This window comes from Massilia sp. Root351 (genome assembly GCF_001425045.1).
Classification (GTDB): Bacteria; Pseudomonadota; Gammaproteobacteria; order Burkholderiales; family Burkholderiaceae_D; genus Rugamonas.
This window is the reverse complement of record NZ_LMDJ01000012.1, coordinates 186,427-211,520: the sequence shown is the minus strand read 5'-3', so window position 1 is coordinate 211,520 and position 25,094 is coordinate 186,427. Positions and strand designations below refer to the sequence as shown.

Here is a 25,094-nt window from a genome sequence, read left to right as displayed (position 1 = left end):
GGCGGCTTATACCGCGCTGTTTGCCGCATTGATGGACGGGTGAAGACCTTATCATGTCTTCCACTTTGATCGGATGACACAAAATGGCAAACTCAGGCATCGGCAGCATCGGAAACTACGGCAATCTGACCGGCACGGCGGCGTATGGCGCGAACAGCTCGACGCCGTCGGCGTCGGTACTGGCCAAGGTCGAGCGCACGCTGGCGGGCCAGGCCGGTTCCGTGGCCAGGCTGAATACCAGCCTGCTGCGCGACCAGACCAAGCTGTCCGGCCTGGGCCAGCTGCAAAGCGCGCTGACCGGCTTCCAGTCGATCGCCGAGCGCCTGGCCGGCAGCGGCCTGAGCACCTCGGCCACGTCGTCCGGCAAGGGCGTGCTGAACGTGAGCGCGGGCGGCACCGCCAAACCCGGCACGTATGCGGTGGAGGTGAAACAGCTGGCGCAGGGCCAGATCCTCAATAGCGACAAGCTGGCCAGCGCCGGTTCCAGGATCGGCACCGGCTCGCCGGCCACCATCAAGGTTGAATTCGGTGTCGAGGGCGCGGACAAATTCACGCCCGGCAAGACCGCCGCCAAGACCATCACCATCGACAGCAAGAACAATACGCTGGACGGCATTGCCGCCGCCTTCAAGGACGCCGGCATCGACGCCAGCGTGGTCAAGAGCGGCACCGGCTACGCGCTGCAGATCAAGGGCGAAAACGGCGAAGCGGCCAGCATGCGCATCAGCGTGTCCGGCGACGCGGCCGTGAAGAGCCTGGTGTCCTACAATCCGGCCGCCAACAACAGCCCCACGGCGCAGGGCCTGACCCAGGCGCAAGCGGCGCAGGACGCGCTGGCCACCGTGAACGGCAAGGAAGTGAAAAGCGCCGGCAATACGCTGAAGGACGCCATCGAAGGCGTCAGCGTCACCCTGACCGGCAGCGGCAAGACCGACGTGACCGTCAGCCAGGACAGCGCCCAGATCGCGCAGAACGTCACCAGCTTCGTCAACGCCTACAACGACCTGAACAACAAACTGAGCGCCTTGCAGAAGGGCGAGCTGAAGTCCGACCTGGCGCTGGGCCAGGTCAGCCGCGAGCTCAATTCGCTGGTGCAGGGCGGCGGCGGGGTGTCCAGGACCGCGCTGGCGGCGGCCGGCGTGACGGTCGACAGCAGCGGCAAGCTGGTGCTGGACGACAAGAAGCTGAAAAGCGCCATTGCGGCCGATTCGGCCGGCGTGGCCGGCTTGTTCACCAACCAGGGCAAGGGCCTGGCCGACCAGTTCGACGCCAAGATCGATGTCCTGACCGGCAAGAACAGCAGCATCCAGCGCGAGGCGCAGCAGGTCAGCAAGGACATCGGCACCCTCACCGCGAAAAAGGCCGACCTGGCCAAGGCGCTGACTACCCAGGCCAATGTGCTGGTGGCGTTCTACACGCAGCAGGAGCAGGCCGCCGCCAGCGAAGCCTTGCCCGGCTACACCGGCGCGCGCTCGCTGTTCGACTTCCTGGCCTAACGGGCCCGGCGCGCTTGCATTCGGCGCCGCAATGCCTGATCATCTCGCGTTCTGAGTATTCTTCTTTTCTTTGGAGGCAGGCATATGGCGGGGAAGCGTTGGGGGAAGTTGATGATGTTGGCGGCGACGGCTGCCATGATGTCCACGGCGGGGCTGGTGCAGGCGCAGCAGGAAGAGAAAGTCCTGAACATCTACAACTGGTCGGACTATATCGCCGACGACACCATCAAGAACTTCGAGAAAGAGACCGGCATCAAGGTCCGCTATGATGTTTTTGATAACAACGAGATCCTGAACTCCAAGCTGGCCGCCGGCAAATCCGGCTACGACATCGTGGTGCCGACCGCACCGTGGGCCAAGCTGCAGATCGACGCCAAGCAGCTGCGCAAGCTGGACAAGTCCAAGCTGGCCAACCTGGCCAACCTGGACCCGCAAATCCAGGCCAAGCTGGCCAAGATCGACCCCAACAATGAATACCTGGTGGACTGGCTGTGGGGCTACGCCACGGTGGGCATCAACGTCGGCAAGGTGAAAGCCGCGCTGGGCGGCGAGCCGATGCCGGACAATGCCTGGGAGCTGATCTTCAACCCGAAATACGCGGCCAAGCTGAAGTCTTGCGGCGTGTCCTTCCTCGACTCGCCGTCCGAGGTGCTGCCGGCGGCGCTGCAATACATCGGCAAGCCGGCGTACTCGGCCAAGGCGGCCGACTACGCCGAGGCGGGCAAGGTGCTGACGGCCATCCGTCCTTACGTCACGCTGTTCAGCTCGTCGGGTTATATCAACGACATGGCCAACGGCGCCATTTGCGTGGCCTTCGGCTGGTCCGGCGACATCAACATCGCCCGCCAGCGCGCCATCGACGCTAAGAACGGCAACCAGATCCAGGTGCTGGTGCCGAAGACCTCGGCCGCGCTGGTGTTCGACACCATGGCCATTCCGGCCGACGCGCCGCACCCGAACAATGCGCACCTGTTCATCAACTACATCCTGCGTCCGGAAGTGCATGCCAGCCTGACCAACAAGGTGTTCTACGCCAACCCGAACAAGGCAGGCATCAAGTTTGTGCGCAAGGATATCGCCGACAACAAGACGGTCTTCCTGCCGGCGGCCGACATGCAGCGCATGATCGCCCCGGAAGCAGTGCCGGCCGACGTGCGCCGTTCCATCACCCGCATCTACACCAAGTTCAAAACCGGCATGTAGCAGCGAGATAAGCAGGGATAAGCAGGAAGAGCAGCAAGCTGTAAACGCGACAAAGGCGCCTTAAGTGCTAGCTTAAGGCGCCCGGTTCCGCGCAGCGGCAGGCTATTCGTGATAGCGATCGGATAGTTTGTGATGGCTCCCACTGGACTCCTGGATCAGCTCGAACACGACCAGTGCGATCATGCCGCCAAAAATGCCCATGGTGAGGAGGGTAAACATAAGTTTTCAACCGTCTTTGGGACGGCAGCTCCCTAGAGTTGATACAACTAAACTTTAGCAGAAGCGTTTTGCTTTTCAAGCCACAGTTGCAACGCTATTTCACCACCAGGTCCGAAGCCATCACCGCCTTCAGGTAAAGACTGTCCGGGTCGCCCGGATCGCGCTGCACGAACCACCAGGCGCTGGCTTTGCGGATATCCCAGTCCTGGTCCTCCCCCGTCATCAGCAGCGCCGCCGCCTGGCCCAGGGTGGGCTGGTGGCCCACCACCAGCACGGTTTCCCGGGCGCCCGGCCAGTTGGCCGCTTTCAGCACGTCGGCCGCGTCCGCGCCCGGCGCCAGGTCGTTGTGGATCTTGAATTTGCGGCCCAGCGCTTCCGCCGTCTGCAAAGTGCGCAGCGCGGGGCTGGACAGCACGCGGCAATTGTCCGGCAGCTGGGAGTCCAGCCACTGGCCCATGCGCCGCGCCTGCTTCTGGCCCTTGGTTGTCAGGGCCCGCTCCAGGTCGGACTGGCCGGGAGCCGCTTCTTCGGCTTCGGCGTGGCGCCACAAGATCAGGTCCATGGTATCCCTCTTTTCGCGTTAGTCGTTGACCTCGCCGCTGGGCGTGCCCAGGGTATGCATCAGGTATTGCTGTCCGCTGAACAGGGTTTGCTTGCCGCGCGGACGGCGGCGCTGGTAATGGCCGGTCGGCTCCAGTTCCCAGGCATTGCTGTTGTCCTTCAGGTAAGGGTTCAGGCCTTCGGCGATGACGCGCCGCTTCAGCGCGCGGTCCAGCACGGGGAAGGCAACTTCGATGCGGCGGAACAGGTTGCGGCTCATCCAGTCCGCGCTGCCCAGGTAGACGTCGTGCGTCAGGTCGTTGCGGAAATAGTAGATGCGGCTGTGTTCCAGGAAGCGGCCGATGATGGAGCGCACCCGGATGTTTTCGGACAGGCCAGGCACGCCCGGCTTCAGCGTGCAGGCGCCGCGCACGATCAGGTCGATCTTGACGCCATCCTTGGACGCGGCGTACAGCGCGCGGATTACCGATTCGTCCACCAGCGCATTCATTTTAGCGATAATCCGGCCGGGCCGCCCGGCGCGCGCGATCTTGGCCTCGTTGCGGATGGCCTTGATCACCTCGTTCTGCAGCGCGAACGGCGCCAGCCACAGGTGGTTCAGCTTCTGCGGCTTGGTCAGGCTGGTCAGGTGCATGAACACTTCGTTGACGTCGCGCCCCAGCTCCGGGTTGCTGGTGAGCAGGCCGAAGTCGGTGTACAGCTTGGTGGTGGTGGGGTGGTAGTTGCCGGTGCCCAGATGCGAGTAGTAGCGCAGGCCGCCTTCCTCGCGGCGTATCACCAGCGCCACCTTGGCGTGCGTCTTCAAGCCCACCACGCCGTACACCACCTGCGCGCCAGCCTGCTCCAACTTGTCGGCCCAGTTGATGTTGGCTTCTTCGTCGAAGCGCGCCATCAGTTCCACGATCACGGTCACTTCCTTGCCGGCGCGGGCTGCCATGATGAGCGACTCCATCAGGTCCGAGTTCATGCCGGTGCGGTAGATGGTCTGCTTGAGCGCCACCACGGCCGGGTCCAGCGCGGCGGCGCGGATGAAGTCGATCACGGTCTGGAATGACTGGTAGGGGTGGTGCAGCAGGATGTCCTGCTGGCGCAGCGCGCCGAAGATGTCGGTATTGGTGGTCTTGTTGGCCACACCGGGGAAAAAGGGCGGAAAGCGCAGCTCGGGGTGGGCCACGTTGTTGATGATCTCGGTCAGGCGCACCAGGTTGACCGGACCGTCGACTTCATACAGGCGGCTGTTGTCCAGCGCGAACTGGTCCAGCAGGAACTGCGACAGCTCGGGCGGGCAGTTCTTTGCCACCTCCAGCCGCACCGAGGTGCCGAACTGGCGGCCCTGCAGCTCGCCCTTGAGCGCCTGGCGCAGGTTCTTCACCTCTTCCTCGTCGACCCACAAGTCGGAGTCGCGCGTGACGCGGAACTGCGAATAGGCGATCACTTCGCGGCCGGCGAACAGGTCGGAAATATGCGCATGGATGATGGAGGAGAGCAGGCAGAACGACACCCCGCCCGCGTCCGACAGCTCGTCGGGCAGGCGGATCACGCGCGGCAGCACGCGCGGCGCCTTGACGATGGCGATGGCGGTGCCGCGGCCGAAGGCGTCCTTGCCGGTCAGCGAAACGATGAAGTTGAGACTCTTGTTGACCACTTGCGGGAAGGGGTGGGCCGGGTCCAGGCCGATTGGCGTTAGCAGCGGGCGCACTTCGCGCTCGAAATACTGCTTGACCCAGGCGCGTTGCGCCTCGTTGCGCTGGGTGTGGCGCAGCAGGTGGATGCCCGCTTCCTGCAGCTGCGGCAGCACTTCGGTATTTAACAGTTCGTATTGCAGTTTGACCAGCTCGTGGCACTCGTCGCAGATGCGGCGCAGGTTGGCGGCCAGGGCAGGGTGCAGCGCGCTGTTGCTGCCGTCGGTGGCGGCGGCCGCCAGCAGGCTGGCCACGCGTACTTCAAAGAATTCGTCCAGATTGCTGCTGACGATGCATAAATAGCGCAGGCGTTCCAGCAACGGTACGGCAGGGTCGGCGGCTTGCGCCATGACGCGGCGGTTGAATGCCAGCTGGGACAGTTCGCGGTCGAGGAAAATACCGTGCTTGTTTGTTTCCGAACGCAGGTCAGGCTTCATGATGTTGTCTATCACTTTATCTTTGCAGATGGTTAATTCTAGCCCAATCGGGCGCGCCCCAGTGTAGATGTTAATTGTGACAACTCCATGACAAAACGGTGACAGCGCGGCTGTCACGTTTGTCATAATTGACCGGAACGGTGTCAAAACCGGGGTACTATTCCCTCTGAAGCGGGTGTTTTAATTATTTTTTCACATGTCATAAAGCTGTCATATTGGCTCGGTAGACTGCGCAGCATTCAAACCGTCACAACCCCTAAGGACATTGATATGCGTATGAAACAGTTGTTCACCTCCCTGGTTATCGGCGCCACCGCTGCCGTCGCCTTTTCCACCGCCGCTGCTGCGGACTTGACCGGCGCAGGCGCAACTTTCCCTTACCCGATTTACGCCAAGTGGGCTGAATCGTACAAGGCAGCCACCGGCAACGGCCTGAACTACCAGTCCGTGGGTTCCGGCGCCGGCGTGAAGCAGATCAAAGCCAAGACCGTCGACTTCGGCGCCACCGACAGCCCGCTGAAAGGCGACGAGCTGGACGCGGAAGGCCTGACCCAGTTCCCGGCCATCATGGGCGGCGTGGTTGCCATCGTGAACCTGGACGGTGTCACCCCGGGCGCGATGAAGCTGACCGGCCAGGTGATCGGCGACATCTACCTGGGCAAGATCACCAAGTGGAACGCGGCTGAAATCACCGCCCTGAACCCAGGCATGAAACTGCCGAACGATGAAATCACCGTGGTACACCGCGCCGACGGCTCGGGCACGTCCTTCCTGTGGACCGACTACCTGTCCAAAACCAACCCTGAGTTCAAGACCAAGGTTGGCGCCGGTACCGCCGTCAAGTGGGTGGTGGGCGTGGGCGGCAAGGGCAACGAAGGCGTGGCCGCCAACGTGCAGCGTATCAAGGGCGCGATCGGCTACGTGGAGTGGGCTTTCGCCAAGAAGAACAAGATCGCGCACACCCAGCTGAAAAACAAGGACGGCCAGTTCGTGCAGCCTGACGACGACAACTTCAAAGCTGCCGCCGCCAACGCCGAGTGGACCAAGACCCCGGGCTTCGGCGTGGTGCTGACCGACCAGGCCGGCAAGACCTCCTGGCCGATCACCGGCGTGTCCTTCATCCTGATGCACAAAACCCAGGCTGATGCAGCCAAGGGCAAGGAAGTGGTCAAGTTCTTCGACTGGGCCTTCAAGAACGGTGGCGCCGCCGCCGCCGACCTGGACTACGTGCCGCTGCCTGCTTCGGTTGTGAAGCTGGTGCAGGATTCGTGGAAAGCCAACCTGAAAGACGCTTCGGGTAAAGCAATCTACTAATCCCCGCGGCCTCCTCGGACAGCCGAGGAGGCTAGCCGGGGACGCTGCGGCGGACCGCCGCCGCGGCGCACCCGGCTAGCCCACATCCAGAACAAGACCACTCTATGAGCGCAGACATCACATCCCCGCCGATCACCTTGTCGGAGCCCGCCATGACAGAAGTGTCCAATGCCGCCATGCTCTCGACCATGCGCAAGCAGCGCATCCAGGATTTCATCTTCCACAAAGTCACGATGACCTTTTCCCTGTCGGTACTGCTGGTACTGGTGGGGATTATCATTTCGCTGGTGCTGGGCGCCATGCCGGCGCTGCAGCACTTCGGCCCGGCCTTCATCACCACCGTCGAATGGGACCCGGTCAATGACAACTACGGCGCGCTGATCGCCATCGTCGGCACCCTGGCCACGGCCGGTATCGCGCTGCTGATCGCCTTCCCGGTCAGCTTCGGCATCGCGCTGTTCCTGACCGAGATCTGCCCGGTCTGGCTGCGCCGCCCGCTGGGCACGGCCGTCGAGCTGCTGGCCGGCGTGCCGTCCATCATCTACGGCATGTGGGGCCTGTTCGTGTTCGCGCCGCTGTTCGGCGACTACGTGCAGCCTTTCCTGAAAGCCACGCTGGGCCAGCTGCCCATCATCGGTTCCGTGTTCAGCGGCCCGACCATGGGCATCGGCATCCTGACCGCCGGCCTGATCCTGGCCGTGATGATCATCCCCTTCATTTCCTCCGTGATGCGCGACGTGTTCGAGATCGTGCCGGCGGTGCTGAAGGAATCGGCCTACGGCCTGGGCTGCACCAAGTGGGAAGTGGTGCGCAAGGTGGTGCTGCCGTACACCAAGAGCGGCGTGGTCGGCGGCGTGATGCTGGGCCTGGGCCGCGCGCTGGGCGAGACCATGGCGGTGACCTTCGTCATCGGCAACGCCAACAAATTGTCCTGGTCGCTGTTCGCGGCCGGTAACTCGATCGCCTCGACGCTGGCCAATGAGTTCGCCGAGGCGGAGAGCACGCTGCACGTGTCCTCGCTGTATGCGCTGGCGCTGATCCTGTTCGTGATTACCCTGATCGTTCTGTCCGCCGCCAAGCTGATGCTGGCCGGCATGTCCCGCAAGGAAGGCGTCAAATGAGCCAAGCTACCCCAATGAACCCGGTCTACCGCAAGCGCCTGCTGGTGCACCGTATCGGCATCGCGCTGTCCGTGATGGCCATGTCGGTCGGCCTGATCGTGCTGCTGTGGATCCTGGCCACGCTGCTGATCAACGGCTTCTCGGCCCTGCACTACACCCTGTTCACGGCCAACACCCCGGCGCCCGGCAGCGAAGGCGGCGGCTTGCTGAACGCCATCGTCGGCAGCCTGATGATGGTGGGCGTGGCCACCGTGGTGTCGACCCCGATCGGCATCCTGGCCGGCATCTACCTGGCCGAATACGGCGAAGAGAACAAGGTGGCGCAGGTGACCCGCTTCGTGACCGACATCATGCTGTCCGCACCATCCATCGTGATCGGCCTGTTCGTCTACGCGCTGTACGTGGCCAACGTGAAGCACTTCTCGGGCTACGCCGGTTCCATCGCGCTGTCGCTGATCGCGGTGCCGGTGGTGGTGCGCACCACCGACAATATGCTCAAGCTGGTGCCCAACAGCCTGCTGGAAGCGGCGTTCGCGCTGGGCGCGCCGCGCTGGAAAGTGGCCATGACGGTGCGCCTGCGCGCGGTCAAGGCCGGCGTGGTGACCGGCGTGCTGCTGGCCGTGGCGCGCATCTCCGGCGAAACCGCGCCGCTGCTGTTTACCGCGCTCAACAACCAGTTCTTCAGCGCCGACATGAACGCGCCGGTGGCCAACCTGCCGGTGGTGATTTACCAGTTCGCCATGAGCCCGTACGACAACTGGCGCTCGCTGGCTTGGGGCGGCGCCCTGCTGGTGACCTTCAGCGTGCTGGGCCTGAACATCCTGTCGCGCACCGTGTTCAGCCAAAAAGCCCCGAACTAATCAAACATACATACAGATGAATACGCAAATGAGCAACGACACCAAAGCAGCGAACGCCGCCAAGCGCAAGACCATCGAAATCTCGGGCCTGAACTTCTTCTATGGCAAGACGCAGAGCCTGCACAACGTCAACCTGGACGTGCACGAGAAGCAGGTGACGGCCTTCATCGGCCCGTCCGGCTGCGGCAAGTCGACCCTGCTGCGCACGCTGAACCGCATGTACGACCTGTATCCGGGCCAGCGCGCCGAAGGCTCCATCATGTACCGCGGCCGCAACATCCTCGAGCCGGGCCAGGACGTCAACATGCTGCGCGCCAAGGTCGGCATGGTGTTCCAGAAGCCGACCCCGTTCCCGATGTCGATCTACGACAACATCGCTTTCGGCGTGCGCCTGTATGAAGACCTGTCGAAAGGCGAGATGGACGAGCGCGTGGAATGGGCGCTGAAGAAGGCCGCGCTGTGGGGCGAGGTGAAGGACAAGCTGAGCAAGAGCGGCCTGTCGCTGTCCGGCGGCCAGCAGCAGCGCCTGTGCATCGCGCGCGGCGTGGCGGTCAAGCCCGACGTGCTGCTGCTCGACGAACCGACCTCGGCGCTGGACCCGATCTCGACTTCGAAAGTGGAAGAACTGATCAGCGAACTGAAGCAGGACTACACCATCGCCATCGTCACCCACAACATGCAGCAGGCGGCGCGCTGCTCCGACTACACCGCCTATATGTACCTGGGCGAACTGGTGGAGTTCGGCGAAACCGACCAGATCTTCATGAACCCTGCCCGCAAGGAAACGCAGGATTACATCACCGGCCGCTTCGGCTAAGCCTCGGCACATAACAAGAGTACGGAGAGAACCACCATGATGGGCGAACATTCATCCAAGAAATATGACGAGGAACTGGAAGCGATCCGCTCCAAGGTGCTGCTGATGGGCGGCATCGTCGAGACCCAATTCCTCGACGCCATGACCTGCTTCCGCATCGGCAACCTGGAACGCGCCGAGCGCGTGATGCGCGAAGACGATACCGTGAACCAGCTGGAAGTGCAGCTGGATGACGCCTGCAGCCACCTGATCGTGCGCCGCCAGCCGACCGCCAACGACCTGCGCACCGTGATGGCCACCATCAAGGTGATTACCGACCTGGAGCGCATCGGCGACGAAGCGACCAAGATCGCGCGCACCGCGAAAAGCCTGCACAGCCGCGGCGCCGTGACGGTGAGCCACTATGAAATGGTGCGCAGCATCGCCAACGCCACCAGCGACATGCTGCACGACGCGCTGGACGCGTTCGCCCGCAACGACGGCAAGCAGGCGCTGCAGCTGATCGCGCAGGATGCCGTGATCGACCACGAGTTCCGTTCCATCATGCGCAATCTGATCACCTTCATGATGGAAGATCCGCGTACAATCTCCGCCGCGCTGGACACCCTGTGGGTGGCCAAGGCAATCGAGCGCATCGGCGACCACGCGAAGAACATCGCCGAGTACGTGATTTACGTGGTGGAAGGCAAGGACATCCGCCATACCAAGACCGTTCCCCTGCCGGACGATCTCCCAGAATAAAGTAAAGCGGTACCATGGCATCTGATAAAACGACTGTACTGATAGTGGAGGACGAGCCTGCGATCGTCGAACTGGTGACGTTTTCGCTGCGCGACGCAGGCTGGAATGTGTGCGCCGTCTCGACCGTGGGCGAAGCCTGGGAATTCATCACCAAGCGCACCCCGCAGCTGTTGCTGCTGGACTGGATGCTGCCCGACCAGACCGGCCTGCGCCTGCTGTCGCGCATCCGCTCCGACCGCCAGTTCCAGGACATCCCCATCATCATGCTCACCGCCAAGAGCATGGAAGAGGACAAGCTGGCCGGCCTGAACAGCGGCGCCGACGACTACATCACCAAGCCGTTCTCGCCGCGCGAGCTGCTGGCGCGCGCCAAGGCCCTGTTGCGGCGCAAGAGCCCGGAGCACGCGCAGGCGGCGATGAACGTGGGCGGCGTGACCTTGGACCCGGTCAGCTGCACGGTGCTGATGAACGAGCAGAAGATCGATATCGGCCACGCCGAATACAAGCTGCTGAAGTTTTTCATGGCGCACCCGGAACGGGTGTTCTCGCGCAGCCAGCTGCTCGACAAGGTGTGGGGCGACCACGTGGTGATCGAGGAGCGCACGGTGGACGTGCACGTGCTGCGCCTGCGCAAGGCGCTGAAGGAGGCCGAGCACCTGATCAAGACGGTGCGCAGCGTCGGCTACATGTTGTCCGAAAAATAGCGCTATGAATCCAAAACTGGTGTTCTGGGTGCCGGCGGCGCTGCGCATGGGCTTGATCCTGGCGGGCGTCGGCATTTTGTGGTGGCTGTTCGGCGCCATGACGGCGCTGACCGTGGCCTTCATCACGATGTCGGTGATGGTGTTCGCGCAGCTGAATTACCTGTACCAGCTGAGCGACTGGCTGGACGATCCGCAAAGCGCCAAGCTGCCCGACGGCTGGGGCGCCTGGACCGGCATTTTCTCGCGCCTGTACCGGCTGCGCCGCGACGACGAGAAAAACCAGGCCGAGCTGACCGAATGGCTGGCGCGCTTCCGCCAGGCCATGCATCTGCTGCCGGACGGCGTGGTCATCATGGACGACGTGCTGTTCCTGGAATGGTGCAATCCGGCCGCCGAAGCCCACCTGGGCTTGCGCAACGAACGCGACAAGGGCATGCGGGTAACCAACCTGATCCGCAGCCCCGAATTCATGGATTACATCATCCTGGGACGCTACGACCAGCCGCTGACCTTGACTTTCCGCGAGCGCAAGCTGATCGTGCACATCATTCCGTTCGAAAACCGGCGCCAGATCCTGGTTACGCACGACGTGACGGAAACCGAGCGCACCGAAATGATGCGGCGCGACTTCATCGCCAACGCTTCGCACGAGCTGCGCACGCCGCTGACGGTGATTGTCGGTTTCCTGGAAATCGCCGCCTCCGAGGACCTGGATACGGCCACCCGCATGGCGCACCTGAAGCTGATGACGGAGCAGGGGCATCGCATGCAGCACCTGATCGAGGACATGCTGACCTTGTCGCGCCTGGAATCGGTGGACCATCCGATGCGGCCGGAGAAGATCGATACCCGCGCGCTGCTGGAACAGGTGTTGCGCGATGCGCGCGCGCTGTCGGCGGGCAAGCACGAGATCTCGGTGGAGATGGAGGATGTGGCGGTGCAGGGCAATTATGACGAGTTGCACAGCGCCTTCGGCAACCTGGCGTCGAACGCGGTGCGCTATACCCCGGCCGGCGGCAGCATCCGGCTGAGCTGGAGCGACAGCGGCAAGGGTGTCAAGTTCGTGGTGGAAGATACCGGCATCGGCATCAGCCCCGAGCATATCTCGCGGCTGACCGAGCGTTTCTACCGGGTCGACAAGAGCCGCTCGCGGGAGACCCAGGGTACCGGGCTGGGCCTGGCCATCGTCAAGCACGTGCTGCTGCGCCACGGCGGCAGCCTGTCGATCAAGTCCGAGGCGGGCAAGGGCAGCAGTTTCACGGTCTGCCTGCCCAAGGTGTAAGCCGCAATCCGGCCCGCGTTTTGGGCGCCTGGGCCGGCTTGCGTTACAATCTGCCCCGCTTTAACTGTGCAGATAGCCGATACATGTCCTTGAAACGCTTACTCGCTTCCGTCCTGGCTGCCGCCGCGCTGGCCGGATGCGCTTCCACTCCGGTCGCGCCGCCGGTGGTGCCTGCCTCGCCGGCCGCCACCGTGGTGGCGCCGGCCGTGACGCCCGTCAATCCGCTGGCGCCCCCGGCGGTTGCCGCCGCGGCCGCACCGCCTCAGCGCAAGATCAAGATCGGCCTGGCCCTGGGCGGCGGCGCCGCGCGCGGTTTCGCCCATATCGGCGTGATCAAGGCGCTCGAGGCACAGGGCATCGTGCCGGACGTGGTGGTGGGCACCAGCGCCGGCAGCGTGGTGGGCGCGCTGTACGCGGCCGGAAATTCGGGCGCCAACCTGCAGAAAATGGCCTACGAAATGGACGAGGCCGCCATTTCGGACTGGGCCATGCCGCTGTTTGGCAAGTCATCCGGCGTGCTCAAGGGCGAGGCGCTGCAAGCCTACGTCAACAAGGCGGTGCACAACCGCCCGATCGAAAAACTCAAGATTCCCTTCGGCGCGGTGGCGGCCGACCTGAAAAACGGCCAGCCGATCCTGTTCCAGCGCGGTAATACCGGCATGGCGGTGCGCGCCAGCTCGTCGGTGCCGGGCGTGTTCCAGCCGGTGGTGATCGGCAGCCGCACCTATGTGGACGGCGGCCTGGTGGCGCCGGTGCCGGTGCGCTTCGCGCGCGAAATGGGCGCAGACTTCATCATTGCCGTCAATATTTCGACCCAGACCGATTCCCAGGCGGCGATCAGCTCGCTGGAAGTCATCCTGCAGACCTTTAGCATCATGGGGCAGCGCATCAACCAGTACGAGCTGAAGGACGCCGACATCGTGATCCAGCCGCCGCTGGGGCGCATGGCGGGCAACGATTTCGGCAACCGCAACAAGGCCATCCAGGCCGGGGAGCGCGCCACCAATGCCATCATGGCGCAGCTGAAGCAAAAGCTGAAAGCCATGCGCGAGCAGTAAGTTGTTATTTCAATATTCTTAATCAGGAAGTCCCATGCAAACCAAACCAGTACTGACCCTCGAAGACGTGAAGAAGATCGCCGCTGCCGCCGAAGCCGAGGCTGTGGCCAACAAGTGGGCAGTATCGATCTCCATCGTGGACGACGGCGGCCATGCGCTGTGGTTCCAGCGCCTGGACGGCGCTGCGCCGATCTCGTCGCACATCGCCCCGAGGAAGGCGCGCGTGGCCGCGCTGGGGCGCCGCGAGTCGCGCGTGTATGAAGAGATGATCAACAACGGCCGCGTATCGTTCCTGAGCGCGCCGGAGATGGAAGGCATGCTGGAAGGCGGCGTGCCGGTGATCGTCGACGGTCACGTGGTGGGCGCGGTGGGCGTATCCGGCGTCAAATCGAATGAAGACGCGCAAGTCGCGAAAGTGGGCATCGCCGCGCTGGGGTAATTCAGTGCGGCCAGGCAGGGCCTGCGCAGGCCCGCTCTCAGTGGCGAGGCAGCACCTCGTCAAGCGTACCGGCGTCCAGTGCGGCCTCGGCCCATGCCTGCAGCTCATCGAGGCTGGCCGCGCGGATCCGCGCGCTGACGTCCTCCGGTAGTGTGCCGAAGCGCTTTGCCAGCAGCCTGGCAAGCAGCGCTGCCTGGCCGAGCCGTAACCCGTCGGCCAGTCCTTCCTGACGGCCCTCCTGACGGCCCTCCTGACGACCCTCCTGACGACCCTCCAGGCGACCCTCCTGACGGCCCTCAAGCAGGCCATCAAACAGCCCTTGCTGCCGGCCTTGGGCCTGTCCTTCCTCCCAGCCCTTCAGCTTGCCCTCCTGCCAGCCTTTCTGCTGTCCTTCCAGCCAGCCCTCTCTCTGTGCTTTCTCGCGCGCTTCGTTCAATTCGCGCATCATCGCAATTCTTGCGCCGCGCGGGACGTAAGTATCCATGGCTTTTCTCCCTTCCAAATCGATGATGTCCTGCCACAGTTGGTCTTCAAGCTCCTTGGGAAGACGCATGATCCAGTCTATGACATGAAATAAGTTTATGACACGCTGACGGTCCCAGTCACGCGCGAACAGCAAGCGTGCGAGCTTCCATTTGGCGGCGTGGCGCTGCTGCGGCTGGCCGCGGGTCTGCTGGGTAAGCAGGTGGGCTGCGGTGAGCAGGGCGAAGGCATTGTCTTGGGTCTGCAGTTGCTCGACCCGGCGCGCGTAGTCCCGCAGCTTGACGCAACGGAAGTCCACCCGCGCACCGCAGCCGTGCCACCGGTAACTGAAACTGGACGGCCGCCAGCGGCGGGCGCGATCGGCCAGCACGACCAGGCAGGCTACCGGGTGCCGGAAGCGGTCGTAAATGCGGTATTGGTAGACATACATGCGTTCTGGCAGGGTGCAGTCTTGCTGCGCCTGCACTTCGATATGGATCAGCATCCATTGCTTGTTGCCGTCCCCGGTATGGATCTGCACCAGATGGTCCGCCAGCCGCGTGCCGAGCGCGGCGTCGCGCGTGACCTGGGGGAGCTCCTTGTCCAGGAACACAGGCGGGCGCAGCCAGTCGATGGCGTTACCCATGTCCGGGAAATAAAACGCCATAAACTCCTGGAAATACGCGGCCAGTGCGCCTTTCCAGGGCGCGTCGTAGGTTTCGCGAGGCAGGGGCAGGGCGATGATGGGCATCGGCCCAGTCTAGCCGGATGGTGCGGCAGCGTTTGGACCTGGCGCAAGGATTGCCGCCGCTGGCCCTGCGGACGGCGGGAAGCTGGTGGAGAACTTCCTGACGGCATTGTGGAATGGGCCTCTTTAGGTTATAATTCAAAGGTTTAGCCAATCTCACATCTACCGTAGCGACTACCACTCATCCATCATCAATCTGACTTGCAACCCGGGCGCACAGCCAGGGAATCTGTTGGTCGTCTGACGTGGCGCAGCTACGGTAACTTTATCAGGAGTTGCCCTTGCCGCCATTTTTTTCTGGCCCCGCCGTCCCAGCCATTCTGGCTCTTGCTGACGGAACCATTTTCAAAGGTTTTTCCATCGGTGCCGTCGGCCACACGACAGGCGAAGTTGTTTTCAACACTTCCATGACCGGTTACCAGGAAATCCTGACCGACCCCAGCTACTGCCGCCAGATCGTCACCCTGACGTATCCCCATATCGGCAACACCGGCGTCAATCCTGAAGACGTCGAATCCACCAAAGTCCACGCCGCCGGCCTCATCATCCGCGACCTGCCGCTGCTGGCCTCGAATTTCCGCTCCACCCAATCCCTGTCCGACTACCTGAAGGCCGAGAACATCGTCGCCATCGCCGGCATCGACACGCGCAAGCTGACCCGCATCCTGCGCGAAAAAGGCGCGCAGGGCGGCGCCATCCTGACCGGCACGCAAGGCAAGGAACCGTCGGTCGAGCAGGCGCTGGAACTGGCGCGCTCCTTCCCCGGCCTGTCCGGCATGGACCTGGCCAAGGTGGTGTCGGTGCAGGCCACCTACGAGTGGACCGAGGCCGAGTGGGCCCTGGGCGAAGGTTACGCCAAGCTGGACGATCCGAAATTCCACGTGGTCGCCTACGACTTCGGCGTCAAGCGCAACATCCTGCGCATGCTGACTTCGCGCGGCTGCAAAGTGACCGTGGTGCCGGCCCAGACCAGCGCCGAAGAGGTGCTGGCCATGAACCCGGACGGCGTGTTCCTGTCGAACGGTCCCGGCGACCCTGAACCATGCGATTACGCGATCGCCGCCACCAGAGTCTTCATGGACAAAAAGCTGCCGGTGTTCGGCATCTGTCTGGGCCACCAGATCATGGCGCTGGCCTCCGGCGCCAAGACGCTGAAGATGAAGTTCGGCCACCACGGCGCCAACCACCCGGTTCAGGACCTGGACAGCAGGCAGGTGCTGATCACGTCGCAGAACCACGGCTTCGCGGTCGATGCGGACACGCTGCCGGCCAACTGCCGCGTTACCCACAAATCGCTGTTCGACGGTTCGCTGCAGGGTTTCGCCCGCACCGACACCCCGGCCTTCTGCTTCCAGGGACACCCTGAAGCATCGCCTGGTCCTACCGACGTCGCCTACCTGTTTGACCGCTTCATCACCATGATGGCAGCGGTGGAGAAATAATAAGATGCCAAAACGTACAGACATTAAAAGTATTCTGATCATCGGCGCCGGCCCCATCATCATCGGCCAGGCCTGCGAGTTCGACTATTCCGGCGCCCAGGCCTGCAAGGCGCTGCGCGAGGAAGGCTACAAGGTCATCCTGGTGAACAGCAATCCGGCCACCATCATGACCGATCCTGAAATGGCCGATGTGACCTACATCGAGCCGATCACCTGGCAAGTCGTCGAGAAGATCATCGCCAAGGAAAAGCCGGACGCGATCCTGCCGACCATGGGCGGCCAGACCGCGCTGAACTGCGCGCTGGACCTGCACCGGCACGGCGTGCTGGACAAGTACAAGGTCGAGCTGATCGGCGCTACCCCGGAAGCCATCGACAAGGCTGAGGACCGCTCCAAGTTCAAGGACGCGATGACCAAGATCGGCCTGGGCTCGGCCCGTTCCGGCGTGGCGCACTCGCTGGAAGAATCGTGGGCGGTGCAGAAGCAAGTCGGCTTCCCGACCATCATCCGTCCATCGTTCACCATGGGCGGCAGCGGCGGCGGCATCGCCTACAACGAAGAAGAATTCGAAGCGATCTGCAAGCGCGGCCTGGAAGCCTCGCCGACCAACGAGCTGCTGATTGAAGAATCGCTGCTGGGCTGGAAAGAGTACGAGATGGAAGTGGTGCGCGACAAGGCGGACAACTGCATCATCATCTGCTCGATCGAAAACCTGGACCCGATGGGCGTGCACACCGGCGACTCCATCACCGTCGCCCCTGCGCAGACGCTGACCGACAAGGAATACCAGATCATGCGCAACGCCTCGCTGGCAGTGCTGCGCGAGATCGGCGTGGACACCGGCGGCTCCAACGTGCAGTTCTCGATCAATCCGAAAGACGGCCGCATGATCGTCATCGAGATGAACCCGCGCGTGTCGCGTTCGTCGGCGCTGGCTTCCAAGGCGACCGGTTTCCCGATCGCCAAGGTGGCGGCCAAGCTGGCCGTCGGCTTCACGCTCGACGAGCTGCGCAACGAGATCACCGGCGGCGCCACCCCGGCCTCGTTCGAGCCGTCGATCGACTACGTGGTCACCAAGGTGCCGCGCTTCACGTTCGAGAAGTTCCCGACCGCCGACCACCACCTGACCACCCAGATGAAATCCGTCGGTGAAGTGATGGCCATCGGCCGCAACTTCCAGGAATCGTTCCAGAAAGCCCTGCGCGGCCTGGAAGTGGGCGTGGACGGCATGAACGAAAAAACCCGCGACCGCGAGAAGATCGAGGAAGAGCTGGGCGAGCCCGGTCCCGAGCGCATCTGGTACGTGGGCGACGCTTTCGCCCAGGGCTTCACGCTGGAAGAAGTGCACAACCTGACCAAGATCGATCCATGGTTCCTGATCCAGATCAAGGAAATCGTGGACCTGGAACTGTGGCTGGACACGCAGAAGCTGGACAACCTCGACAAGACGGTGCTGTACAAGCTGAAACAGAAGGGCTTCTCGGACCGCCGCCTGGGCTTCCTGCTGCAGACCACCGACACGGCCGTGCGCAACAAGCGCCACGAGCTGAACATCCGTCCGGTGTACAAGCGCGTGGACACCTGCGCGGCCGAGTTCTCGACCGACACCGCCTACATGTACTCGACCTATGACGAGGAGTGCGAGTCCAACCCGTCGGACAAGAAGAAGATCATGGTGCTGGGCGGTGGCCCGAACCGTATCGGCCAGGGTATCGAATTCGACTACTGCTGCGTGCACGCGGCGCTGGCGATGCGCGAGGACGGCTACGAGACCATCATGGTCAACTGCAATCCGGAAACCGTGTCGACCGACTACGACACCTCGGACCGCCTGTACTTCGAATCGCTGACCCTGGAAGACGTGCTGGAAATCGTGGCGCTGGAAAAACCGGTGGGCGTGATCGTGCAGTACGGCGGCCAGACCCCGCTGAAACTGGCGCTGGACCTGGAAGCGAACGGCGTACCCATCATCGGCACCTCGCCGGACATGATCGACGCCGCCGAAGACCGCGAGCGTTTCCAGAAGCTGCTGCAGGACCTGGGCCTGCGCCAGCCGCCTAACCGCACCGCGCGCACCGAAGCCGAGGCGCTGACCCTGGCGCAGGAAATCGGCTACCCGCTGGTGGTGCGTCCATCCTACGTGCTGGGCGGCCGCGCGATGGAAATCGTGCACGAGCAGCGCGACCTGGAGCGCTACATGCGTGAAGCGGTGAAAGTATCGAACGATTCGCCGGTGCTGCTGGACCGCTTCCTGAACGACGCCATCGAGTGCGACGTCGACTGCATCTCCGACGGTACCACCACCTTTATCGGCGGCGTGATGGAGCACATCGAACAAGCCGGCGTGCACTCGGGCGACTCGGCCTGCTCGCTGCCACCTTACTCGCTGTCGCAGGAAACCATTGACGAACTGAAGCGCCAGACCTCGCTGATGGCCAAGGGCCTGAATGTGGTCGGCCTGATGAACGTGCAATTCGCGATCCAAAAACAAGACGGCCAGGATGTGGTGTTCGTGCTGGAAGTGAATCCGCGCGCCTCGCGCACCGTGCCCTACGTGTCGAAAGCGACCGGCTTGCAGCTGGCCAAGATCGCCGCGCGCTGCATGGTCGGCCAGAGCCTGGAATCGCAGGGCATCACCAAGGAAGTGGTGCCGCCTTACTACAGCGTCAAGGAAGCCGTGTTCCCGTTCGTCAAATTCCCCGGCGTGGACACCATCCTCGGCCCTGAGATGAAATCGACCGGCGAAGTAATGGGCGTGGGCATGACCTTCGGCGAAGCGTTCGTGAAATCGCAGCTGGGCGCCGGCGTGAACCTGCCGAAGTCGGGCAAGGTGTTCCTGTCGGTGAAGGCCTCGGACAAGCCGCGCGCCGTGAAAGTGGCGAAGGACCTGGTCGACATGGGCTTCACGCTGGTGGCCACCAAGGGCACCGCGGCGGTGATCGCGGCGGCCGGTGTGCCGGTCACGGCAGTGAACAAGGTGGCCGAAGGCCGTCCGCACGTGGTCGACATGATCAAGAACCACGAGATCAAGCTGGTCATCAACACGGTGGAAGAGAAGCGCAGCGCCATCACGGACTCGCGCGCCATCCGTACCTCCTCGCTGGCGGCGCGCGTGACGACCTACACCACCATTGCCGGCGCTGAAGCGGCGGTGGCCGGTATCCGTCATTTGGACGAGTTGCGTGTGTACGATTTACAAGGTCTGCATAAAACCTTACACTAAGCTCCTTTAAGCGATACGCAATCCAGATCGCTGACACAGAGCCCGCGCCGAAGCATGGCGCGGGCTCTGTGCTTTTCGTAACCTAGAGAGACAATTATGACTTCAGTTCCATTGACCAAATTCGGCGCAGAACTCCTGAAGGAGGAGCTGCACCAGTTGAAGACCAAGGAGCGCCGCATCGTGATCGACGCGATCGCCGAAGCGCGTTCGCATGGCGACCTGTCGGAAAACGCCGAGTACGATGCCGCCAAAGAGCGCCAGGCCTTTGTGGAAGGCCGCATCGCGGAACTGGAAGGCAAGCTGAGCGCAGCGCAAATCATCGATCCAACCCAGCTGGACGCGGAAGGCCGCGTGGTGTTCGCCTCCACGGTGGACCTGGAAGACCTCGAGTCGGGCCAGAAAGTGACCTACCAGATCGTCGGCCTGGATGAGGCGGACCTGAAACTGAGCAAGGTGTCGGTGACCTCGCCGATCGCCCGCGCGCTGATCGGCAAGTCGGCCGGCGACGTGGTGGAAGTGCAGGCGCCATCCGGTCCGCGCGAATACGAAATCCTGGAAGTGCGTTACATCTGATGACGCCGTCCATGGCCGGTTTCTTGCCGAAGGTGCGCCTGCTGGTGGCGGTGCTGTGGGCCGGCTGCCTGTGGGCGGTGGGCTACCTGGTGGCGCCGACCTTGTTTGCCACCCTGGGCGACCGCGTGCTGGCGGGCACCATCGCCGGCAGCATGTTCCATGCGATGGCGCTGCTGTCGCTGGGCTGCGGCCTGGCCATGCTGCTGCTGTTGTGGCGCGCCACGCCGGGCTGGGACGGCCAGCGCCGCCGCACGGTGCTGGCGATTATCGTGCTGATGGTGATGTGCACCGTGGTCAGCCACTTCGGCCTGCAGCCGATGATGGCGGAACTGCGCGCCGCGGCGGGCCCGTCGGGCGTGATGGAGTCGGCCGCGAAAGGCCGTTTCGGCATGCTGCACGGTGTTTCCAGCGGTATTTACCTGATCCAGAGCCTGCTGGCCGGCTGGCTGGTGTTGAAGCAGACGTAAAAAAACCGGGGCATACCCCGGTTTCGGTTAGGCCAGCGACGATTTTTTGGTGCTCTTCTGGCGCACCTTGGCACGCTTGATGGTGCCACCCTCGGTCACACGCTCATTCCCCTTCAGCAAAACCTTGTTGACCGACGGCTTTTTGGTGCCGCTGGCGCTAGGTTTCACGATGGTGACCATGCGCATGCCTTTGCCGGTCTTGGCGCTGCGTTCCTTTTCCACTTCCTTTTTCGGGCGGTACAGGACCAGCAGTTTGCCGATGTGCTGCACCGGCGCCGCCTCCAGCTGCGCGCAGATGGTGTCGTACATGCCGGCGCGGGCTTCGCGGTCGTCGCCGAACACGCGCACCTTGATCAGGCCGTGGGCGTCGAGGCCCAGTTCGATTTCCTTGATGACGGCAGGCGTCAAGCCCGCTTCGCCTATCATGACGACAGGTTTCAGGCCATGGGCCTCGGCGCGCAGGGCAGCGCGTTCAACGGGTGTGAGTTTGATCATAATATTTTTTTCGGTAGTTCTCTAAAGGCAGTATTCTACGCGAATGGCAAAGAAGAAATTAAACAAAAACTGGTTGCACGACCATATTAACGATCCTTACGTGAAAGCGGCGCAGAAAGATGGCTACCGCGCGCGGGCCGCTTACAAGCTCAAGGAGATCGATGAAGATGAACACCTGGTCAAACCAGGGCAGGTGATTGTCGACTTGGGCTGCACCCCCGGCAGCTGGGGCCAGTACGTGCGGCGCAAGCTGGCCGGCAAGGAGGGCGGCGGCATCAACGGCACCATGATAGGCCTCGACATGCTGCCGATGGAGCCGATCGCTGACGTGCATTTTATACAAGGCGATTTCCGTGAAATCGAAACGCTGGAGCAGCTCGGCGAGCTGTTGCAGGGACGCAAATGCGACCTGGTGCTGTCCGACATGGCCCCCAATCTGTCGGGGATTTCCTCGGCGGACGCGGCGCGCATGGAAGACCTGATCGACCTGGCCATCGAATTTTCGCAATTGCACCTGAAACCGGGCGGCGCGCTGCTGGTCAAATGCTTTAAAGACATGGGTTTCAACTCGGTGTACGAGAAATTCCGGGCCGAATTCAAGACCGTGACGCAGAAAAAACCCAAGGCCAGCCGCGACAAATCGTCCGAGATCTTCCTGCTGGGGCGCGGATTGAAGAATCCTGTGGAAAATAAGTCCAATCCCATAGTGTAAAGGCCTTGATATTTGCCATGCCGGCCGCAAATCCTGCGGTGAGGAGCGGATTTGCGCTTCCTCGCGGCAGGTGCGCGCCGGATTTGTGCACCGTACGGGGCAGGTTTATGGCACGGGCAGCGGTATTGCGAGTAAAATCGGATTTCTAGCTATCGGTCAAAGATGCGTCCCGCATCCAAGGAGTTTTCGTGAATAACATGTTTTCCAAATCAGCCATTTGGGTCGTCGTTGCCCTGCTATTATTCATGCTGTTTAAGCAATTCGAGAATCATGGCACGGCCGCTGGTTCGAAGACGATCGCTTATTCCGATTTGCTGGATGAAGTCAAAGCCCGGCACATCAAGGATGTGGTGATTGAAGGCAATACCATCACTGCCACCAAGGACGACGGCAGCAAGGTTCGGACCACCTCCACTTACCTGGACCGTGGCCTGATCGGCGACCTGCGCGATAACAACGTCCGCTTTGACGTGAAGCCGCCCGAGGAGCCTTCGTTCCTGCAGCAGGTGTTCGTGTCGTGGTTCCCGATGCTGCTGCTGATCGGCGTGTGGATCTTCTTCATGCGCCAGATGCAGGGCGGCGGCAAGGGCGGCGCGTTCTCCTTCGGTAAGTCGAAGGCGCGCATGCTGGATGAGACCAACAACACCGTCACGTTCGGCGACGTGGCCGGCTGCGACGAAGCCAAAGAGGAAGTGACCGAAATCGTCGACTTCCTGAAAGACCCCACCAAATTCCAGAAACTGGGCGGCCGCATTCCGCGCGGCGTGCTGATGGTCGGTCCTCCCGGTACCGGTAAAACGCTGCTGGCACGCGCCATCGCGGGTGAAGCCAAGGTGCCGTTCTTCTCGATTTCCGGTTCGGATTTCGTGGAAATGTTCGTCGGCGTTGGCGCAAGCCGCGTGCGCGACATGTTCGAGAACGCCAAGAAGCATTCGCCTTGCATCATCTTCATCGACGAGATCGACGCTGTCGGCCGCCATCGCGGCGCCGGCATGGGCGGCGGCAACGATGAGCGCGAGCAGACGCTGAACCAGCTGCTGGTGGAAATGGACGGCTTCGAAGCCTCGTCCGGCGTGATCGTCATCGCCGCCACCAACCGCGCCGACGTGCTGGACAAGGCGCTGCTGCGTCCTGGCCGTTTCGACCGCCAGGTATCGGTCGGCCTGCCGGACATCCGCGGCCGCGAGCAAATCCTGAACGTGCACATGCGCAAAGTGCCGATCGGTACCGACGTGAAAGCCGACATCCTGGCCCGCGGCACTCCCGGTTTCTCGGGCGCCGACCTGGCCAACCTGGTCAACGAAGCCGCCCTGTTCGCCGCGCGCCGCAACAAGCGTCTGGTCGACATGCAGGACTTCGAGGACGCGAAGGACAAGATCTTCATGGGCCCGGAACGCAAGTCCATGGTGATCCGCGAGGAAGAGCGCCGCAACACGGCCTACCACGAGAGCGGCCACGCCGTTGTCGCCAAGCTGCTGCCGAAGGCCGATCCGGTGCACAAAGTGACCATCATGCCGCGCGGCTGGGCCCTGGGCCTGACCTGGCAGCTGCCTGAGCACGACAACATCTCCGGCTACAAAGACAAGATGCTGGAAGAGATTTCCATCCTGTTCGGCGGCCGTATCGCCGAGGAAATCTTCGTCGGCCAGATGTCCACTGGCGCCTCCAACGACTTCTCGCGCGCCACCAAGCTGGCCCGTTCGATGGTGACCCGCTTCGGCATGTCCGACGCGCTGGGCGTCATGGTGTACGAGGACAGCCAGAACGAAGGCTTCATGGGCGGCACCAACAAGACCATCTCGGAAGCGACGCAGCAGAAGGTGGATGCGGAAATCCGCAACATCCTGGACACGCAATACGCGCTGGCCCGCAAGCTGCTGGAAGAGAACCGCGACAAGGTGGAAGTGATGACCAAGTCGCTGCTGGAATGGGAAACCATCGACGCCGACCAGATCAACGACATCATGGCCGGCATCGAGCCGCGTCCGCCGAAGGCCGGCGTCACGCTGCGCAAGCAGCCTAGCGGCGACGGCCCCGGCGCCACGCCGAACAGCGCCACCGCACCGGCTTAAACGCTGTGCGCCAGACAGAAAGGGTGAGGAGCAATCCTCGCCCTTTTTGCTTTTTGCTACGGGGCTCGGCTCGTGCTGCACTGCGGCACGATCCCACTTTTTCTTTTTCACTCAGCACCATTTGTTTCCATGAGACAGACAATACCGTTCGGCCGTTTCAACCTCCCGCTGCACCCGGCGGGCGCCCTCGTGATGGGCATCCTCAATGTCACCCCCGACTCTTTTTCCGACGGCGGCCAGCACGCCTCGCTGGAGTTCGCCATCGCCCACGCCGAAGAAATGATAGAGCAGGGCGTGGACATCATCGACATCGGCGGCGAATCGACCCGCCCGGGCGCGCCGGCGGTCCCGCTGGAAGATGAACTGCGCCGCGTGATGCCGGTGGTGTATGCGCTGCGCGACTGCGGCAAGGCCATCTCGGTCGACACCTACAAGCCGGCCGTCATGCGCGAAGCCGTGCTGGCCGGCGTGGACATGATCAACGACATCAACGCCTTCCAGGCGCCGGGCGCGATCTCAGCCGTGCGCGATAGCGACTGCGCGTTGTGTATTATGCACATGCGCGGTGACCCGGCTACCATGCAGCAAGCGCCCGAATATGGCGACGTGGTGCGCGAGGTGGCCGATTTCCTGCGTGAACGCATCGCCGCCTTGACCGATGCCGGCATTGAGCGGCGCCGGATCTGGATCGATCCGGGGTTTGGCTTTGGTAAGACAGTCGAGCATAATTATGCTTTGGTCAAGGCTGGCCGCCAGCTGGTGGATGAGCTGGGCGTGCCGCTGCTGGCTGGCATGTCGCGCAAGTCCATGATAGGGGCGGTGACGGGCAAGCCGGTGGAGCAGCGCATGGCCGGTAGCCTGGGCGGCGCGCTGGCGGCAGTGGCGCACGGCGCAAGGATAGTCAGGGTGCACGACGTGGCAGAGACCGTCGATGCGCTGAAAGTATGGCAAGCTGCAAACTAACGA

22 protein-coding genes are annotated in these 25,094 nt (G+C 62.8%); 18 read left to right on the top strand and 4 right to left on the bottom strand.

The features are described 5' to 3' along the window. Window positions 1-83: 83 nt before the first annotated feature. Entirely contained in the window at window positions 84-1,496 is a 1,413-nt protein-coding gene (fliD, locus tag ASD15_RS13950) for a flagellar filament capping protein FliD (protein WP_057155575.1), read from the top strand. An 84-nt stretch (window positions 1,497-1,580) separates the two neighbouring features. Continuing rightward, window positions 1,581-2,699, top strand: coding sequence for a polyamine ABC transporter substrate-binding protein (locus tag ASD15_RS13945; protein ID WP_057155574.1), 1,119 nt, complete (start codon window positions 1,581-1,583; stop codon window positions 2,697-2,699). A gap of 313 nt (window positions 2,700-3,012) precedes the next feature. Here the strand turns inward: ASD15_RS13945 and sixA are convergent, their stop codons facing one another. After that, window positions 3,013-3,480, bottom strand: a complete 468-nt coding sequence (sixA, locus tag ASD15_RS13940; RefSeq protein WP_057155573.1) for a phosphohistidine phosphatase SixA — start codon at window positions 3,478-3,480, stop codon at window positions 3,013-3,015. A gap of 18 nt (window positions 3,481-3,498) precedes the next feature. Continuing rightward, a complete protein-coding gene (gene ppk1 / locus ASD15_RS13935) occupies window positions 3,499-5,598 on the bottom strand; it encodes a polyphosphate kinase 1 (protein WP_057156066.1) in 2,100 nt (699 codons plus the stop codon). A gap of 276 nt (window positions 5,599-5,874) precedes the next feature. On the opposite strand from ppk1, the gene pstS reads away from it, so the two are divergent. From pstS to ASD15_RS13890, 9 genes are all read left to right on the top strand, one after another. Beyond that, entirely contained in the window at window positions 5,875-6,912 is a 1,038-nt protein-coding gene (gene pstS, locus ASD15_RS13930) for a phosphate ABC transporter substrate-binding protein PstS (RefSeq protein ID WP_373888178.1), read from the top strand. Between the two features lie 152 nt (window positions 6,913-7,064). Then, window positions 7,065-8,033, top strand: coding sequence for a phosphate ABC transporter permease subunit PstC (gene pstC / locus ASD15_RS13925; protein ID WP_229418181.1), 969 nt, complete (start codon window positions 7,065-7,067; stop codon window positions 8,031-8,033). Next, on the top strand, window positions 8,030-8,893 hold the full coding sequence (gene pstA / locus ASD15_RS13920) for a phosphate ABC transporter permease PstA (RefSeq protein ID WP_057155570.1): 864 nt from the start codon (window positions 8,030-8,032) through the stop codon (window positions 8,891-8,893). Before pstC ends, pstA begins: the two co-directional genes overlap by 4 nt. A 16-nt stretch (window positions 8,894-8,909) precedes the next feature. Continuing rightward, window positions 8,910-9,710 carry a phosphate ABC transporter ATP-binding protein PstB gene (gene pstB / locus ASD15_RS13915; protein ID WP_057155569.1) on the top strand — a complete coding sequence of 267 codons (801 nt, stop codon included), beginning with the start codon at window positions 8,910-8,912 and terminating at the stop codon, window positions 9,708-9,710. 36 nt (window positions 9,711-9,746) lie between these two features. Further along, on the top strand, window positions 9,747-10,451 hold the full coding sequence (gene phoU, locus ASD15_RS13910) for a phosphate signaling complex protein PhoU (protein ID WP_057155568.1): 705 nt from the start codon (window positions 9,747-9,749) through the stop codon (window positions 10,449-10,451). Window positions 10,452-10,465: 14 nt separating this feature from the next. Then, on the top strand, window positions 10,466-11,155 hold the full coding sequence (phoB, locus tag ASD15_RS13905) for a phosphate regulon transcriptional regulator PhoB (RefSeq protein ID WP_057155567.1): 690 nt from the start codon (window positions 10,466-10,468) through the stop codon (window positions 11,153-11,155). Between the two features lie 4 nt (window positions 11,156-11,159). Next, window positions 11,160-12,437, top strand: a complete 1,278-nt coding sequence (gene phoR / locus ASD15_RS13900; protein ID WP_057155566.1) for a phosphate regulon sensor histidine kinase PhoR — start codon at window positions 11,160-11,162, stop codon at window positions 12,435-12,437. A gap of 83 nt (window positions 12,438-12,520) precedes the next feature. After that, window positions 12,521-13,495 (top strand): patatin-like phospholipase family protein, encoded by a 975-nt coding sequence (locus ASD15_RS13895; protein ID WP_057155565.1) that lies wholly within the window; start codon window positions 12,521-12,523, stop codon window positions 13,493-13,495. Window positions 13,496-13,529: 34 nt separating this feature from the next. Beyond that, on the top strand, window positions 13,530-13,934 hold the full coding sequence (locus ASD15_RS13890) for a heme-binding protein (protein WP_057155564.1): 405 nt from the start codon (window positions 13,530-13,532) through the stop codon (window positions 13,932-13,934). Window positions 13,935-13,971: 37 nt separating this feature from the next. Here the strand turns inward: ASD15_RS13890 and ASD15_RS33535 are convergent, their stop codons facing one another. Beyond that, window positions 13,972-15,147 (bottom strand): DUF4351 domain-containing protein, encoded by a 1,176-nt coding sequence (locus ASD15_RS33535; RefSeq protein WP_082551830.1) that lies wholly within the window; start codon window positions 15,145-15,147, stop codon window positions 13,972-13,974. Between the two features lie 278 nt (window positions 15,148-15,425). Here ASD15_RS33535 and carA point away from each other — a divergent pair, with 278 nt between their 5' ends. From carA to ASD15_RS13865, 4 genes are all read left to right on the top strand, one after another. Continuing rightward, window positions 15,426-16,586 (top strand): glutamine-hydrolyzing carbamoyl-phosphate synthase small subunit, encoded by a 1,161-nt coding sequence (carA, locus tag ASD15_RS13880; RefSeq protein WP_057155563.1) that lies wholly within the window; start codon window positions 15,426-15,428, stop codon window positions 16,584-16,586. Between the two features lie 4 nt (window positions 16,587-16,590). Continuing rightward, window positions 16,591-19,809 (top strand): carbamoyl-phosphate synthase large subunit, encoded by a 3,219-nt coding sequence (gene carB, locus ASD15_RS13875; protein ID WP_057155562.1) that lies wholly within the window; start codon window positions 16,591-16,593, stop codon window positions 19,807-19,809. Window positions 19,810-19,905: 96 nt separating this feature from the next. Then, window positions 19,906-20,382, top strand: coding sequence for a transcription elongation factor GreA (greA, locus tag ASD15_RS13870; RefSeq protein WP_056404685.1), 477 nt, complete (start codon window positions 19,906-19,908; stop codon window positions 20,380-20,382). Between the two features lie 11 nt (window positions 20,383-20,393). Next, window positions 20,394-20,849 carry a DUF4149 domain-containing protein gene (locus ASD15_RS13865; RefSeq protein ID WP_057156064.1) on the top strand — a complete coding sequence of 152 codons (456 nt, stop codon included), beginning with the start codon at window positions 20,394-20,396 and terminating at the stop codon, window positions 20,847-20,849. A gap of 27 nt (window positions 20,850-20,876) precedes the next feature. Here the strand turns inward: ASD15_RS13865 and ASD15_RS13860 are convergent, their stop codons facing one another. Further along, the gene (locus ASD15_RS13860; RefSeq protein WP_057155561.1) at window positions 20,877-21,344 is read right to left on the bottom strand and encodes a YhbY family RNA-binding protein; all 468 of its coding nucleotides are present in this window, start codon (window positions 21,342-21,344) and stop codon (window positions 20,877-20,879) included. A gap of 43 nt (window positions 21,345-21,387) precedes the next feature. Between ASD15_RS13860 and ASD15_RS13855 the strand changes: the two genes are divergently transcribed. From ASD15_RS13855 to folP, 3 genes are all read left to right on the top strand, one after another. Further along, window positions 21,388-22,056, top strand: coding sequence for an RlmE family RNA methyltransferase (locus ASD15_RS13855; protein ID WP_057155560.1), 669 nt, complete (start codon window positions 21,388-21,390; stop codon window positions 22,054-22,056). 188 nt (window positions 22,057-22,244) lie between these two features. Beyond that, window positions 22,245-24,128 (top strand): ATP-dependent zinc metalloprotease FtsH, encoded by a 1,884-nt coding sequence (gene ftsH / locus ASD15_RS13850; RefSeq protein ID WP_057155559.1) that lies wholly within the window; start codon window positions 22,245-22,247, stop codon window positions 24,126-24,128. A gap of 129 nt (window positions 24,129-24,257) precedes the next feature. Then, complete coding sequence (folP, locus tag ASD15_RS13845; protein WP_057155558.1) at window positions 24,258-25,091, top strand: dihydropteroate synthase; 834 nt, start codon at window positions 24,258-24,260, stop codon at window positions 25,089-25,091. The last annotated feature ends 3 nt before the right edge of the window (window positions 25,092-25,094 follow it).